The organism is Paenibacillus sp. YN15, from assembly GCF_003285005.1.
Classification (GTDB): domain Bacteria; phylum Bacillota; class Bacilli; order Paenibacillales; family NBRC-103111; genus Paenibacillus_AR.
Genome location: NZ_QMFA01000025.1, coordinates 13,329 through 28,612, shown reverse-complemented (window position 1 = coordinate 28,612; position 15,284 = coordinate 13,329). Strand labels below are relative to the sequence as shown.

Below are 15,284 nucleotides of genomic sequence, written 5' to 3'. Positions count from 1 at the left end.
GCCGGACGAACCTTACTTCAGCTCCGCGCGAATTTTCTTGTAATCCGCATAAGTGGTTTTGGCAATCTCCTGCACATCCTTGAACAGGATAGCCTTGTCCTTATCTGTTTGGTACCAGCTCCTGTACCAATCCTCCACCTGCTTGCCTCCGGCCTTGCTCCATTCGTTCTGGGCATCCTTCAGCGCCTGGTCAATGGTATATTTGCCTCCATCCACCACCGCCTTCAGCCAAATATCATCGATGGCCTTGCCGGCATTGCTCTCAATGGTGGACAGCTCCAGCGGCAGGGTAGGCATCAGCTCGGAGAGGGTGATCTCCGGGTATTTGCGGTCAAAGCTCATGTAGGTGCTCATATACGAGTCGAAGATGTCCTGGTATTCCTGCTTGCGGGAATCGCTTTGGTATTGCACCAGCGGCATATTGCACTTGCTGAACTCGGAGGTGCCGCCAATCATCAGCATGTCGTCCGCCAGATAAGTAACCTCCTTCTGCAGCTTGGTCGCATCCGTCACCTCCGGACAGCCGTTCACCATCTTGTAGTGGGTTCCTTCCTCCCCGTATTTCAGCGTCTGGTAAGTGCTGTCCTTGATCAGGAAGTCCACATACTTCATGACCGCCTCCGGGTGTTTGGCCGTGGCGCTCACGGCCCCGGGCATCTGAACCGGATTGGTCAGGGTCGGCAGGAAGGCGCCTGCAGGACTTTCCGGATAGGCCAGGAAAGCCACCTCCGCAGCAGGCAGATTTTTCTTCAGAGGATCAATCAGCTGCAGTTGGACCTGCACCGGATTCAGCAGGAACCCGTAAATCCCCAGCTTGCCGCTGATGAAATCCTGCTTGGTCCTGGCCCCGTTGCCGTCCGTGGGGAAATCCCGGTCAATGCTGCCGTCCTGGTACACCTTTTGGGCGAAGGTATTGAAGTGGACGAAGCGGTCCCAGAAGATGACAGCCTCATTATTTTTTACTTCCCATCTGGTGGTGACGCCGAAGGTCTGCCGCAGGGCGAAGCCGGTATCCCCCGCCAGAGAGATTCCGTAGGTATCCTTTTTTCCGTTGCCGTCAGGGTCCTGCTCCGCAAACGCCTTCACGACCTTGTACAAATCCTCTGTGGTTTTGGGCATCTCCAGTCCCAGCTTCTTCAGCCAATCGGTGCGGATCAGGAAGCCGCGGTTGGGCGTCACATAATTCAGCTTGCCGAAGTAATACATTTTACCGTCGGCCATGGTGCCCGCCTTTTTCAGGATGGGATTGTCCTCCATAAACTTTTTGTACTCCACACTGTGCTGGGCGATCAGATCATCCAGAGGAAGCAGTTGCTTCTGCTGGTACAGCGGGTCGCGGATTTTCTGGCTGAACTCCATAATCAAATCCGGAGCGCTGCCCGACGCATACAGCACATTCAGCTTATCGGCGGATTCATAGCGGGGGATGGCCACAAACTTCACATTAGCCGGCCCCTGCTCATTAATCCACTTCGTCCACCGGTTACTCTCAATCGTTCCTTGGTCGGCAGGCACCCGGCCCCGGTCATAGAGCATAACCGAGATATCCCTGCGCACCTCCGGCGTATTCGGGCTTGCCGAGCCGGATGCGGCCGCCGCATCCTCCTTCTTGTCCGAGCATCCGGCAATGACGGCGCCCCCGGCCAAAGCCAGGGATAATAGCCCCATGGTCCACATTCTTTTGTTCATACGATAGCCCCTCTCTCGCTTTATGGTTTTATTATCAGCCTTAGCCCTTAACAGAGCCCAGCATGACACCCTTTACGAAGAATTTCTGGATGAACGGATAAACGGCCAGCATGGGCAGCACAACCACCAGCACCCCTGCCGCCTTGATGGATTCGGGCACCACCTCCACCTGGGTATCCCCGGTTGCGCCGCTGTTTACCAGCTCCTGCAGCAGGCTTTGGCTCCGAATCATATTTTGCACCAATACAGTCAGATTGTACTTGTTGGTTTCATTAATATAAATCAGGATGTTCAGGAACATGTTCCAATTGCCCACTCCGTAGAACAGTGTCAGGGTGGCAATGACCGGAAGAGACAGGGGCAGCACGATGCGGATGAGGTATCCCAATTCCGAGCATCCGTCCATTCTGGCGGCGTCGTCGATGTCATCGGGAATGTTCTCGAAGAAGGTCCGCATGACCAGCAGGTTATAGGCGCTGATGAGGCCCGGAATCCACAGGGCATAATAGGAATTGACGAGGCCAAGGGACTTCACCACCAGGTAGGTGGGAATCAGGCCGCCGGAGAACAGCATGGTGAATACAATAAGCAATGTAAAAAATTTTCTTCCGATAAAAATCCGTCTGGATACCGGATAGGAGGTGATGATGGTCGCCGCCATGCTGAGGGTTACACCGACCACAGTAATGATCACACTGTTGCGGAAAGCCTCTATGATCCGGGTGCCCTCGATAAGAGAACGGAAGGCATCTATATTCCAGCCTATCGGATAGAAGGTCACCCGGCCGGATTGAATCTCGTGAATATCACTTAGAGACAAGGCAATGGTATTCAGCAAAGGAAACAGGCAGGTCAGACCCAACAGAGTCAATACCGCATAGTTGGCTGCATAGAAGATTTTCTCTCCGTTTGTCGCTTTCATTCGTTTCCCCCCTACCACAATCCCTGTCCGAATTTGCGGGCAATAGCATTGGTGCACAGAACCAGGATCAGACCGACAAGCGATTCAAACATGCCCATGGCTGCCGTCAGGCTGAACTGGGCCCCCTTCAGTCCGATATTGTAAATATAGGTGCTGATGACATCGGCTACATTGGATACCATGGGAGTCTGGAGCACATAAACATGGTCGAAGCCCACCTCCATAATCCGCCCCATGGACAGAATGAACAGAAGGACGATGGTGGAGCTGATGCCCGGTATGGTAATATGGCGGATTTGCTGGAATTTGTTGGCCCCGTCCAGGCTGGCGGACTCGTAAAGGCTGGGATCAATGGAGGTTAAGGCCGCCAGATAGATTATGGAGCTGAACCCCATTTCCTTCCATATGCCCGATCCGATATAGATGGAAATCCAGGAAACAGGCTTATACAGAAAGGGGTACGCCTCACCGAACCATCTTTCAATCCAGTGATTGATGGTCCCCGAATCTATGGAGAACAGCGTGACCACGAACCCTCCGATAATGACCCAGGAAAAGAAATGGGGCAGGTACACAATGGTCTGGATGATCCGCTTGAATCCGGTTCTTCTGACCTCGTTAAGCAGAATAGCCAGAAGAATGGGAAAAGGAAACCCGACGAATACCTCCAGTACGCTTAATACAACGGTATTGCGGATGACGTCCAGGGTGTGAGGCTGGTTAAAGATGGTTTCGAAGTTCTTCAAACCGACCCACGGACTGCCGAAAACCCCGTCGTGAAAATTGTAATTCTTAAAGGCGATCATCAGGCCGCCCATGGGCAAATATTTGAAGATAAAGAAATACAGCAAGCCGGGCAGGAACAGCAGCATAAGCGGAATATTGGCGCGAAGGATGCGCCTGGAATATCGGCGTGGCGCTGCACTCCTGGACCTCTGCTGTATAGCCGCAGCCGGTGTGGTTTCCATGTTGTCAACTCCTTTGTCATATGAAGGTGTGCTTCTGCTGTAATTATAAGACGGACCGGGAGCATAACGCCTTCAATAATCAAAACGAAATCTCGAAAAACAGCGACAGTTGAACATGGGACTGTTAGGGCGTGTTTGCAAACTCCGAGTGGAGCAGATTTGGCCGAATTTTCGTTCATGGCAAGGAACTTTCGTGAAGGCGTACCGGGGGTACGTCAAGCGGAAGTGACGAAGTAAGGGACGAAAAGGCGGTGAAAGATGCCCTCAAGCGGGTTTACAAACACGGCCTAGCAAAAAAAACGCCTGGGACGGAGGTCCCGGCGAATGGTGGCTGTTCCTTATTTGATGGCGTTGATAGCGTGCAATTTCCTGTACTCAGTGGGAGACAATCCCGTACTTTGCCTGAAGGCGGTGGTAAAATAGTTGGAATCCCCGTAGCCAACCGCCTCTGCCACCTCGATAATTTTCATATCCGTATTGGCCAGAAGAAGCTTGGCCTTCTGCAGCCGGCAGCGGGTCACATATGCATTGAAGCTCTCCCCCTTCGCTTTCTTGAACAAGTTGCCCAAATAGTTGGCTGTCAGATGGACATGCACGGCTGCAGCAGAGAGTGTGCAGTCCCGCATGTAGTTCTCCTCAATAAAACGGAGGGCCTGATCCACCGAGCTGCCGTTGCGGCCGTCCAGCCAGGTGCGGAAAGCCGTCCCGAATTGCTCCAGTTGAACCGCCAGCCAGCTGTCGATCTCGTCATGCTGTTGAATGCCGCCAAGCTGGCTGATCCGGATTCCCATTTCCCCGGCCGCCGGATTCCCGGCCCATTCCAGCTCCTTGACCATTACCTCATGAAGGGCCACGGCGGCGCACAAGGCGTTTACCTTGTGCTCCTCGACGGCGTCGCTCCCCCTGCGGACCGCATCCGCCAATTTCGCCAGATAAGACTGCAGCTCATCCTGTCTGCCCAGGTGCAGCAGGGAGACAATTTCATTGCGGATGGCCTCCGCCCTCTCCTCATCAAACCGGCGCTCCGGATGGCCCGGCCGCAGCTTGGCTGAAGCATCCCGGCTCTCCCTGTCATGCGACTGGTACAGCTCTTCGGCATCCCCGCAGGCATCCAGCCTGCCCAGCATATGCACGTGGCTGTCCAGCCCCAGAATATCCTTCACCACCCGGGCGATCTCGCTCATGGACGGCTGGTTATCAGGATGGCGCTCCAGAAAAAACGCAAACTCGTTATACTCCAGCGGAAACCAGCGGTGTCCCTTCATCCGGCTGTTCAGCAGCTCTTGGACAATATTCCCCACGGCAAACTGCAGCAGCGGCAGGTCCTGGGCACGGTAATTCCGCTCCTGCGGCATATAGCTGTCCATGACCATAAGCCAGAACTCATAACCGGCCAGGCGGCGCTCAATGATCCGGGCCTCCGCCTTGTCATGGGGAAGGCGCAGCACCATGGCCCTTAAGAGCTGCTCCTCCTGAATTTGCAGCAGCCGCGCTTCCTTTTCTCTCTGTTCGGCCAACTGCCGGAACTGGCTGTGCGCCTGCCGGAGAACACGGCAAATCTCCTCCTCCTCGCAGGGCTTGAGCAGAAACTCCCGGACCCCGTACCGGATAGCCGCCTGGGCATATTCAAAATCCCGGTACCCCGTCAGAATCACAATGGCAGTCTGTGGCATATGCTCCGATACATAGCGGGCTACCTCCAAGCCGTCCATCAGGGGCATCCGAATATCCGTCAGCACCAGTTGGGGCTGAAGCAGGCCCAGTTGGCGAATAGCCTCCTGTCCGTTGGCGGCTTCGCCAATGACAACCCACCCAAGATCATTGCTTTCCACCAGCGTGGACAAGCCCTTGCGGATGACAGGCTCATCGTCAACAATCAGCACTGTAGCTTTCATCTTCCCGTCTCCTTCCCGCCGCTTCTTCCCTCATGCAGAGGAAGAGTCAGCCGGATAGCGGTTCCGGCATTCGGCTTGGATTCAATATCCACGCCATATTCATGCCCGTACAGCAAATGAATCCGGCGCGTCACATTCCTTAGCCCGATGGGCACCTTGCGCTTGGCGGAGTCATCCCCTTGGACAGGGCTGAGCCTGGCTGCCGCCGGCTCCTCCGCATGGGCAAGCAGCTCCCGAACCTCCTCCTCGGCCATGCCTTTCCCATTGTCGATAATCTCGATCCGCATGGCCTCCGTCTTCTCCCGCGGCAGCCGAAAAGCCCGAATGATCAGCACCTTGCTCTCCGCTTTGTTGGCGAAGCCATGTACGAAGGCATTCTCCACCAGTGGCTGGAGAATCAGCCGGGGAACAGGAGCCGCTGCAATCTCCTCGTCCACCTGAATCATAATCTCCAGGTCCTCTCCGAAGCGGGAGCTCTGGATGGCCAGATAATTGCGGGTTTGGGTCATTTCCTCATTCAGGGTCGTATAGGTGTCCACCGGCTCCAGAGCATAGCGGAGCATGTTGGACAGGGATACCACCAGCTTGGCGGTTTGCTTATCATTCTTCAGATATATATTCCAATATATGGTATCAAGGGTGTTATAAAGAAAATGGGGATTCAGTTGGGCCTGCAGGGCCGTCAGCTCCGCCTCCCGGGCATTCAATTGCCGCTCGTACACCTCGCTGATCAGGGTTTTGATGTTCTGGGCCATATCGTTGAAGCTGCCGCTGATGAATCCCAGCTCATCATCCGTGCGGACTGTCAGCCGCGTATCGAAATCCCCTTCCCTCATCCGGCGCATCCCCGACACCAGTTGGCGAAGCGGGGCCAGCAAGCGGTTGCCGGTCAGATTCACCAGAATGCTGGCCACAGCAACACCGATCAAACCCACTACAATGGAGGTTTGGTAGATGATGGGGCTGCGTCGCTCCAGCTCATTCAGGGAAACCCGGCTGATCAGCGTAAAGTCCATTTGGCCGGAGCGGCTTTTGAGGTACAGGTACCCGGAGTCTCTGTCCTCTACCACTGAGCCGGACGGAAGAGCTGCCGGATCAGGGGCCTCACCGGCAGCCTTCAGATCGGAGTAAACCAGCTTTTCCTGCTTGTCATAGAGAAACACATTGGCCTTCTCATCTCCTACAAGCCCATTGAGATCCTCGGAGAACAGGGACTCCTCAAACAGCATAACCATGATGCCGTATTGCCTCTGATTCAGATCCTTCATGTACCGGGCCGCCACATACACGCCCCGTTCCCCATACTCTCCCCCGGCCTCCCGGACGACCGTGGGAAACCAGACCACATTGCCCATGGAATTGGCCAATTTCCATTTCACCTCCCCATAGATGCTCCGGTCCAGGGTTCTGGGCGCGGTATTGGAGGTTGTGAAGTAGAAGCCGTTGTCCTTGGCGTCAAAAAGATACATGGTGTACAGCTTGTTCTCATCCAATTTTACTTGAAGCAGCTGCTTGTCCAGCTCCTTCTGGTCATAGATTTGCGTAATGGCTTCCCTGTCCTCCATGGCCGCAGACCGCTTCAGCACCTCCTGGACATACGGATGAAACACAACCGAATTGGATATCCGGTATATATCCCGGATCTGAAGGTCCAGGCGGGAGGCCGCCTGCTCGTTGGCTTTGAAGAATTGCTTGCTGACCTCGTCTGTAAAAAGCCGGACATGAATTATATACGAGATATATCCGGACAGGAGGAATGCGGTCATGATGACCAGAGACAAGCGCATCACCAGTCTGCGCGAAAAGCTTCGGGTGGGCATCCCGGCCATGCTGTTTCCCTCCTGCCCATAGTGGATTATTTCATCGGCAAGCATCTTCATACTACCACCGGTACGGCCAAAGCATCAACGCCTACTGCCGGACATAGCCTAAAATCCTTGATTTTTCGAGAAAAAAAGCGGATGATTCAAGCTCAAACGCCACATCCATATTTCCCGCGCAATCAAGCCCCCCGTTCCCCGAACCGGCAGAAACGGCGCCGGCTGCCTGTTTGACATGCTTGGCTGCATGTTTATTGAAAGCGCCGAATACAATGGAAGTATTTGATTCATCGGGAGGACATGATGCCAATGCCGCAACAGAAGCAATCCTTCATGAAAGGCACCTTTGTATTGTCCATTGCCGCATTTGTCAACCGGATTCTCGGTTTTATCAGCGGAATGTACATTGCCCGGGTTCTGGGGGCGGAGGGGATCGGCCTGCTTATGATGGCCCAGCCGCTGGTGCCTCTGGTCATCACCATTACGGAGCTTGGTCTGCCTGTGGCCATCTCCAAGCTGGTGGCGGAGGCTGACGCAAGAGGCGATAAGGCGAAGATAAAGCGAATCCTCCACGTTTCCCTGGCCATCACCAGCACCTTGAGCATCACACTGACCACCGTTTGCCTGTTCGGATCGGAATGGATCGCCTCCATCCTGCTGACGGACCAGAGGGCTTATTATGCCATGCTGGCCATTACCCCCATCGCTCCGATAATCGCCATTTCCGCCGTGTTGAAGGGATATTTCCGCGGCAAACAGCGGATGCAGACCATTGCCGCCTCCGATGTGCTGGAATTTACCGTGCAGATTGCCTGTGTGCTGGCTTTGGTGCATCTGCTGCTGCCCTATGGCATCGCCTATGCCGCCGCTGGGGCAACCGCCGCCGCCGTGATCAGCGAGGCCACCAGCCTGCTGTTTCTCGCCGTCAGCTACAAGCTGCGGGGGGAAGCGCGGATGCCCGGCGTCTCCTGGGGAAGCAGCCTGAAAAAAAGCAAATCCACCCTTGCCGAGCTGCTCCGGATCGGCTTGCCCATTACCGGCAACGGTGTGGTCCATTCCTTGTACGGCGCCTTCCAGCCGCTGCTCATTACCACCAGCCTGGCCTTAACCGGTATCGGAACGGCGATGGCGACCAAGCAATTCGGCATGCTGGCCGGTTTTGCGTTCCCCTTGCTCTTCATGCCCAGCTTTATTACCCAGTCCCTGTCCACTGCCCTGATTCCGGCTATCAGCGAAGCCGCCGCCAACAAGAACAGCCTGCTGATGCATGAGCGGATGGACCAGGCGCTGCGGCTGGGCCTGATGATCGGAGCGCCGGCAACCGTCATTCTGTTTATCTGGGCTACACCCCTCACCACGCTAATTTACCATGCGCCGGAGGCCGGCATCCTGCTCCGAATTCTGGCTCCGATGTTTTTCCTTCATTATTTTGACGCGCCGCTGAATGCCATTCTGCTTGGGCTTGGCCGGGCAGGCACCACCCTGGGGAATCATCTGATTTCCACCGGCATGAAGGCTGTGGCCATTTTTGTCCTGGGAAGCCAATTCGGCATTGTGGGCATTGCCTTCGGGATGGGGATCGGGATTGTGGTTTTGACCCTGCTCAACTTTCTCTCCATCTCCAGCACCATTGGATTCTATTGGGATATCCGGCCTTATGCGCGAGTTTGTTTGTCCATGCTGGCGATGGCCTTTTGCGGCCAATGGGCGTTGGGCTATTCCGCCGCTATGGACATTCCGCTGGTATGGAGTGTGTTGGGGTCCATCGGATTCTCCCTGGCGATTTACTTCACCACCCTGTCGCTGCTTCGCATGCGGGGCCCCAAGCTCTTTCCCTTCATTTCTCGCTGGGTCAGGTAATTTCGGTCCATCCCCGGACAGTCCGTCTGCTCTACATCCGCAAAATCCAAAGAGCCGCTCCGCAGCAGATCAGCTCTGCCATGGAACGGCTCTTTTTTTTACAAATTACTCCCTAACTTCCCTGACCCCGGACCATCTCCCGGAACCGGCCGGGCGTGATGCCCTCCAGCTTCTTGAAGAGGCGGATGAAATAGCTGGGCTGGTAGCCCACCAAAAAGGCGATTTCGTTAATCATGATATCCGATTCCTTCAGCAGCGTTTTGGCCTTGTCCATCCGCAGCTCCGTCAGGTACTCCGTAAAGTTGATCCCCACCTCGTACTTGAAGGCCTTGCTGAGCAAATGGGAGGTGGCTCCCACATGATCCGCGCAGCTTTCCAAGGAAATGTCCTTGGCATAATATTCATGAAGATACTGCTTGGCCTGCTCGATCATCCGCTTCACCTGGTCGTTGGAGCGCTTCTCCAGCTCCCGCATATACGTCTCCACAATATTCTCCCGGAACCATTGGTGAATGGACTGCGGGTCGCGGATTTGGGACAACGCCTCAAACATATTGCCCCCCTGGGACAGACTGGCCGGATTTACGCCCACCTGGGACACGGCGTTCAGAATGCCTGCCAGAAGCCGCATCAAACCCTGCTGCACATCAATCTCCTTCATCCCCTCGGCAGACATGGCCTCCACAAAAAGGGTGAGCTGCCTGATCGCCTCCTCCTGCTCGCCCGCCCTTAACGCCTGGATCAGCTCCCGCTCAACGGCGAAGGGATAATTGAAGCTGCCCGTCTCAAAAAACAGCCCCGGCTGCTCCATATCCAGAATCTGGTTCTCGTTTTCAAAGCTGCGGTACCGGGTGGCGGACTTGGCCTGTTCGAAGACGGAGGCGACTTGGGTAATATTATCCGTCGCAGGGGAAATGACCACAGTGGCCCGCATCCGCAGAATCCGGTTGATGGTTTGGGTGACCTCGCGGCACACGCCATAAATCCGGTCCCGCTGGTGGGCAGGCCGCTCCACAATCAGAACGGCAATGGATAAATCATGGAAATTGATGACGTAAGCCTGGTCCAGACTCCCGCCGGTGATCTCCTCAATAATATTGCAGGCGGCAAAGGTGACAAGCCCCTCATCCCCCTTGTTGAACCGGTCCATAAGCCGGTCGAACCCGATCAGCTGGAGATACACAACGGTGAAAATTCCCTGCTCCACATTGCCGCCGTACTGGCTGAAGCGGCTGATCAGCTCCTCGGCGGAATACCGGTACAGATACCCCTGAATCAGCTGCTGCAGGAAGCTTTCCTTCAAGTGGGGCAGCTCATGCTTCAGCTTGGTTTGCAGGGAATGATTTTCCCGGTTCAAGGCCTGCCAGCGCTGGTTAATCAGGGAAAATTCATCGATGGCCTTGTCCGGCGCCCCGCTTTTTTCCCCGCCCAGCATCCGCACCAGCTTCCCGATGGGAGAGTAGATGCGCCGGGACGCAAACCAGGCCAAAAACACCGCCAGCAGAAGACCAATCAGGCTCACGATAATGATCAGCTTGGAGATGGAAAGCAGCGGCGTGGTGATGGAACGGATGGGCGCTGCCGAGATATACCCCCAATGATTGATGAGCTCAGAGAAACGGTCATAGGTTACCGAATATTTGCTGCCCTTCCAATTGCTAAAATACAGCCCATCCTCCGCGCTCCCGGCCTGAATATCCCGGATCATATCCGCAACAAACAGCTCATCCTTCTCCGTCACGCCTGTGCCGATAATAATGCCGCCGTCCTCCCGGACAAGCAGTGTTTTCGCTCCGTTGTACGGGGTCAGGGTCTCCACCAATTGCGCCAGCTTATCCATGTTGATGCGGACCATCAGGAAGCCGATGGGCTCGCTGCTGTTGCCGGGCACCTTCTGAATCAGCGCCAAATCCCGGTTGTTGGCATAGCCCGAATCGGGATAGGTCCAGAAAATCGTCCGCTCCTGGCGCAAAAGCGCCATGTACTGCCCGTTCAGCTCGGGCTGCTCCACCATATTGTGCTCCGGGTTAAACCGGATGCCCCCTTCGTTTGACGTTCCCGCCAAATAAAGCTCGACCCGCTCGATAAGCTCGCTTGTGCTTTGGATGACCAGCAGGGTTTTGGTGATATCCCACGCCTGGGTGTAGTTCTTCCAGAAATCCTTGTTGTTCAGCAAATAGTCAAACTGCGGTTCAAACGCCCAATGCCCCAGAGACATTTCCAGATGGGAGAGGGTATCGTCAATGGTTTGGGCCCGCTCGTGAATTTTCTGTTGATGGAGCTGATGCAGCTCCTCTTCAATCTCGCCCCCCGCCCCCCAGTACATCAATCCGCTCAGCAGCAGCCCCGGCAGAGTGGCAATGATCAGAATCAGCAGCAGGCTTTGCCGGTAATATGTCGTTTCCTTGGAAAAAAGCTTTCCCATTTTTGTTCACCAGCCGTTGGCTTGTTTTTTCTTAGGATACCTTATCGGCCTATTTTGTTCAATTGCACTTTCTTGAGGCTCCTGCCTGCCGGATAGCACTTTGCCGATGGACTAGGACATTCTTTACGCAACGGAAAAAACCGTGTCCGCGACACGGTTTCCCCCCTGCTCTCTTACTTTTTCGGCGAAGCGGCGTACAGCTCATTCATTTCCTTCACATACTCTTCGCCGCCGCTTTTCCGCCACAGCTCAACAGCGGCTTTCCAGTCCGCCTCTGCAGATTGCCCAACAATGAACTTGATCCGGGCGTCATTGATGATGTTGTCCAACTGCGGTCCCTTTTGGGAATAAACCTTGGAAATAAAGGATTCGGCAGGATTCGGAACGATATACTTCTCGGCTTCCTTTTGCAGCTTTTCCGTTTTGATGGAAAGCGGCGTTTGGGTTTTCTTGCTTTTCAGCGTCCGGGCCTCCGGAATGTACGTCAGCATTTGACCCAAGCCGGATACTTCCGATTCATTCAGAACCGTATCCGTACTGGGAATGATGAAGCCGTCGCTGTCCTTGGTATAGTGTCTGCCTTCAATCCCGGAGTACAGCAGGGTCTGAATATCGGCTTCGTTGGTCTGATCGATAAATTGCAGCACCTGCTTCAGCTCATCCTCAGTTTTAACTGTGGATTTCGGAATGGCCAGGATACCGGCATAGCCTGTAGTGGAAAGCGCCTTGAGGCCATTTTTGCCCTCCACCCCGATCAAATTGTCCACAAATTGCTTTTCCGGCACATCCTTATTGGCAGCCTTCAGCGCTTCATGGATTTTCTGCTCAATCCGCCCTGCCGTATCCGTTACGTCCACAATGACCCCCGCCTTGCCGTTGACCACCGGATCAATCCACTTGGCGCTGTCATATACGGCGAAGTCCTGGTTGATCAGCTTTTCCTCGAACAGCTTCCGCATAAACTTCAGCGCTTCAAAATATTCCGCCGTTTCATGCTCCGGCACCAAAGCTCCGTTGGCAACGCCCCATTTGTTGGGAGCGCCGAACCAAAGCTTGATGGTGTCAAAGCCGCTGGCCCATGTCCCCGTCCATTTCACCAGCACCATGCCGTAGGTGTCGTCCTTGCCGTTTTTGTCCGGGTCCTTCTCCTTGAAGGCCTTCAGCATATTGTAAAAATCATCGATGGTCTTCGGCGCAGTCATTCCCACATTCTCCAGCCAGTCCTGACGGAAGTTGATGCCGTTGCGGCCCAAAGCGCGCATCCGGTAAATCCCGTAGGTTTTGCCGTCGATGGCATAGTTCTCAAGCACAGTCTTATTGGCTTGGCTCAAGTTCTTGTAATCCTTCAAATACGGGGCCACATCCCAGAAGGCGCCGGACTTGGCCGCATTGACAAAGCTGGAGCTTTTGGTGTCGGGCACATACATGATGGCGGGCAGCTTGCTGGAGGCCAGAGTAATGTTGAATTTGTCCGTGTAAGAAGAGTTGGGAACCCAGTCAATATGAATCTTGGTGTTGGTTCTCTTCTCGATTTCCGCCAGCACCGGGCTGCCGTCCTTGGGATAGCTGGTGTTGAAAACCGGAAGCATAATGCTCAGCTCCAGAGGTTTGGCAGGCGCCGCCGATACAGACGCCGATGCCTGGGGGGATTGGGCCGCCGAGTCCGACGGGATGCTTCCGCAGCCTGCCAATGCCGTTGCGGCAACCGATGCCGCCGACGCTGCAGCAAACCATTTTTTCCATTGTGTTTTGTTCTGTTGCATAAACCGATGACCTCCTTGAATAATTGCTTTCTTTGTTTATCGCAAGCCGTTACCCCTTCACAGAACCAATCATAACACCCTTGGCAAAATGCTTCTGGAGAAACGGATACACGAGCAAAATGGGAACTGTGCCGATAACGATAACGGCCATTTTGATAGCCTGATCAGGCGGTTTCACAAAGTTGGGGTCCATGCTGGCCATATCCCCTGCCGCCGACTGGGACAGCATAACGATTTGCCGGAGCATGACCTGCAAGGGCCATTTTTCCGGATTGTTAATGTACAGCAGGGCGCTGAAAAAGCTGTTCCAGTGACCCACTGCATAGAACAAGGTGAAGGTAGCTAGCACCGGTTTGGATAAGGGAAGCACGATTTTCCACAATAATCCCAGCTCTGTACATCCGTCAATCCTTGCCGCTTCTTCCAGCTCCGGAGGAAGCTCCTGAAAGAAGTTCTTCACGATAATCAGGTTGAAGGCGCTGATGGCTCCGGGGATAATCAAGGCCCACAGGCTGTCCAGCAGATTCAGCTCCCGGATAACCAGATAGGTGGGAATCATCCCCCCGCCGAACAGCATGGAGAAGATCACCAGGTTCAAGAAGGTGTTCCGTCCGGGCAGGGCTTTGCGGGCCAGCGGATAAGCCATGGTGACGGTAAAGATCAGATTGAAGATCGTCCCCACTACCGTAATATAGATGGACACCCACACGCTTCTCATGATGATATTGGTGGAAAAAATATATTCATAAGCCGCAACTGTAAAGGCTTTGGGAATCAGGAACACAGCCCGCTCCGTCAATTCCGCATCGCTGGCGAAGGAGCCTGCAATGATATAAACAAAAGGGAATATCGCCAGCAGCCCGTATAAGGCCAGGAACAGATAATTGCCGATGTCGAATGCGGTGCCGGGTACCGTTCTGTAATGTCTAGCCAATGCTCTTTCCTCCTCTCTTCCTTAATATAAGCCGGATTCGCCGAACCTCTTGGCCAGCCAGTTGGTGCCCATGACCAGAATCACGCCTATCACCGATTTGAACAAGCCCACAGCCGTACTGTAGCTGAATGACCCTTGCGTAATACCCACCATGTACACATAGGTATCGAACACCTCCGCCACTTCGCGGTTGAGGGGATTCAGCAGCAAATAAATCTGTTCAAAGCCATTGTCCAGAATATTGCCCATTCGCAGGATCAGCAGAATAACGATGGTGCTGCGGATGGAAGGCAGAGTGATATGCCAGGTTTGCTTCCAGCGGTTGGCGCCGTCCATAATCGCCGCCTCATACTGCTCCATGTCCACCCCAGCCAAGGCCGCCAGGAAAATAATCGTCCCCCAGCCGCATTCCTTCCAGATGGTCTGGATAATGATGATGGGCCGGAACCAGTCCGGATTGGTGAGGAAGTCGGTTTTGCTGCCGGTCTGCTGGAACAGAAATTCATTGACAACCCCGCCTTCGGTGGTCAGGAACACATAGGTTAAGCTGGCCACAATGACCATGGAGATAAAGTGGGGCACGTACACAAGCGTTTGGACAAACCGTTTGAAGAAGGCCATCCGGATTTCATTGAGAAGAAGCGCCAGAATGATCGGAGCCGGGAAGAAGAAGATCAGATTATAAAGCGAAAGCAGAAGGGTATTGCGAAGCAGCATAGTAAATTCGGGATTGGCGAAGAACACGCGGAAATGCTCCAGCCCTACCCATTCGCTTTTGATGAATCCCAGAAAAGGCTGGTAGTCCTTAAACGCAAGCAGGACACCCCACATGGGGACATATTTGAAAACCAGAAAATACAGTAAACCGGGCGTGAGCAAGACGAACATCCATTTTTCCCGGCGGACCCGCTTCAATAAAGAATTCCTGCGCTCCCTGCCGGTCATCTGCACGGTTTGGATGTTGCCTTGGGCAGCCGCTTGCTTCATAACTTCCTCCACCTCCAAAAA

General features: G+C 54.3%; 10 protein-coding genes. 1 reads left to right on the top strand and 9 read right to left on the bottom strand.

Annotation, left to right across the window (positions count from 1 at the left end; genetic code table 11):
• Window positions 1-12: 12 nt before the first annotated feature.
• The 5 genes from DQG13_RS18960 to DQG13_RS18940 all read right to left on the bottom strand — a co-directional run bounded on the left by DQG13_RS18960 (window position 13) and on the right by DQG13_RS18940 (window position 7,303).
• A complete protein-coding gene (locus DQG13_RS18960) occupies window positions 13-1,689 on the bottom strand; it encodes an extracellular solute-binding protein (RefSeq protein WP_113021362.1) in 1,677 nt (558 codons plus the stop codon).
• Window positions 1,690-1,729: 40 nt separating this feature from the next.
• Window positions 1,730-2,611, bottom strand: a complete 882-nt coding sequence (locus DQG13_RS18955) for a carbohydrate ABC transporter permease (RefSeq protein WP_113021361.1) — start codon at window positions 2,609-2,611, stop codon at window positions 1,730-1,732.
• An 11-nt stretch (window positions 2,612-2,622) separates the two neighbouring features.
• Entirely contained in the window at window positions 2,623-3,579 is a 957-nt protein-coding gene (locus DQG13_RS18950; protein ID WP_113021360.1) for an ABC transporter permease, read from the bottom strand.
• Window positions 3,580-3,917: 338 nt separating this feature from the next.
• Window positions 3,918-5,474 carry a response regulator gene (locus DQG13_RS18945; RefSeq protein WP_113021359.1) on the bottom strand — a complete coding sequence of 519 codons (1,557 nt, stop codon included), beginning with the start codon at window positions 5,472-5,474 and terminating at the stop codon, window positions 3,918-3,920.
• A complete protein-coding gene (locus tag DQG13_RS18940) occupies window positions 5,471-7,303 on the bottom strand; it encodes a sensor histidine kinase (RefSeq protein ID WP_181592841.1) in 1,833 nt (610 codons plus the stop codon). Before DQG13_RS18940 ends, DQG13_RS18945 begins: the two co-directional genes overlap by 4 nt.
• 300 nt (window positions 7,304-7,603) lie before the next feature.
• On the opposite strand from DQG13_RS18940, the gene spoVB reads away from it, so the two are divergent.
• Window positions 7,604-9,154, top strand: coding sequence for a stage V sporulation protein B (spoVB, locus tag DQG13_RS18930; protein ID WP_113021356.1), 1,551 nt, complete (start codon window positions 7,604-7,606; stop codon window positions 9,152-9,154).
• 112 nt (window positions 9,155-9,266) lie between these two features.
• On the opposite strand, the gene DQG13_RS18925 is transcribed toward spoVB, so the two are convergent.
• The 4 genes from DQG13_RS18925 to DQG13_RS18910 form a co-directional block, all read right to left on the bottom strand.
• Window positions 9,267-11,579: an AraC family transcriptional regulator gene (locus DQG13_RS18925; protein ID WP_113021355.1), complete on the bottom strand. Its 2,313-nt coding sequence runs from the start codon at window positions 11,577-11,579 to the stop codon at window positions 9,267-9,269.
• Between the two features lie 173 nt (window positions 11,580-11,752).
• Entirely contained in the window at window positions 11,753-13,342 is a 1,590-nt protein-coding gene (locus DQG13_RS18920) for an extracellular solute-binding protein (protein WP_113021354.1), read from the bottom strand.
• A 49-nt stretch (window positions 13,343-13,391) separates the two neighbouring features.
• Window positions 13,392-14,276, bottom strand: a complete 885-nt coding sequence (locus tag DQG13_RS18915; RefSeq protein ID WP_113021353.1) for a carbohydrate ABC transporter permease — start codon at window positions 14,274-14,276, stop codon at window positions 13,392-13,394.
• Between the two features lie 21 nt (window positions 14,277-14,297).
• Window positions 14,298-15,221 carry an ABC transporter permease gene (locus DQG13_RS18910; protein ID WP_397334006.1) on the bottom strand — a complete coding sequence of 308 codons (924 nt, stop codon included), beginning with the start codon at window positions 15,219-15,221 and terminating at the stop codon, window positions 14,298-14,300.
• Window positions 15,222-15,284 lie beyond the last annotated feature (63 nt).

Bases quoted from the DNA above. Each gene is read 5' to 3' on its own strand.
- DQG13_RS18960 (WP_113021362.1), bottom strand. From the start codon at position 1,689: ATGAACAAAAGAATGTGGACCATGGGGCTATTATCCCTGGCTTTGGCC.
- DQG13_RS18955 (WP_113021361.1), bottom strand. From the start codon at position 2,611: ATGAAAGCGACAAACGGAGAGAAAATCTTCTATGCAGCCAACTATGCG.
- DQG13_RS18950 (WP_113021360.1), bottom strand. From the start codon at position 3,579: ATGGAAACCACACCGGCTGCGGCTATACAGCAGAGGTCCAGGAGTGCA.
- DQG13_RS18945 (WP_113021359.1), bottom strand. From the start codon at position 5,474: ATGAAAGCTACAGTGCTGATTGTTGACGATGAGCCTGTCATCCGCAAG.
- DQG13_RS18940 (WP_181592841.1), bottom strand. From the start codon at position 7,303: ATGGCCGGGATGCCCACCCGAAGCTTTTCGCGCAGACTGGTGATGCGC.
- spoVB (WP_113021356.1), top strand. From the start codon at position 7,604: ATGCCGCAACAGAAGCAATCCTTCATGAAAGGCACCTTTGTATTGTCC.
- DQG13_RS18925 (WP_113021355.1), bottom strand. From the start codon at position 11,579: ATGGGAAAGCTTTTTTCCAAGGAAACGACATATTACCGGCAAAGCCTG.
- DQG13_RS18920 (WP_113021354.1), bottom strand. From the start codon at position 13,342: ATGCAACAGAACAAAACACAATGGAAAAAATGGTTTGCTGCAGCGTCG.
- DQG13_RS18910 (WP_397334006.1), bottom strand. From the start codon at position 15,221: ATGACCGGCAGGGAGCGCAGGAATTCTTTATTGAAGCGGGTCCGCCGG.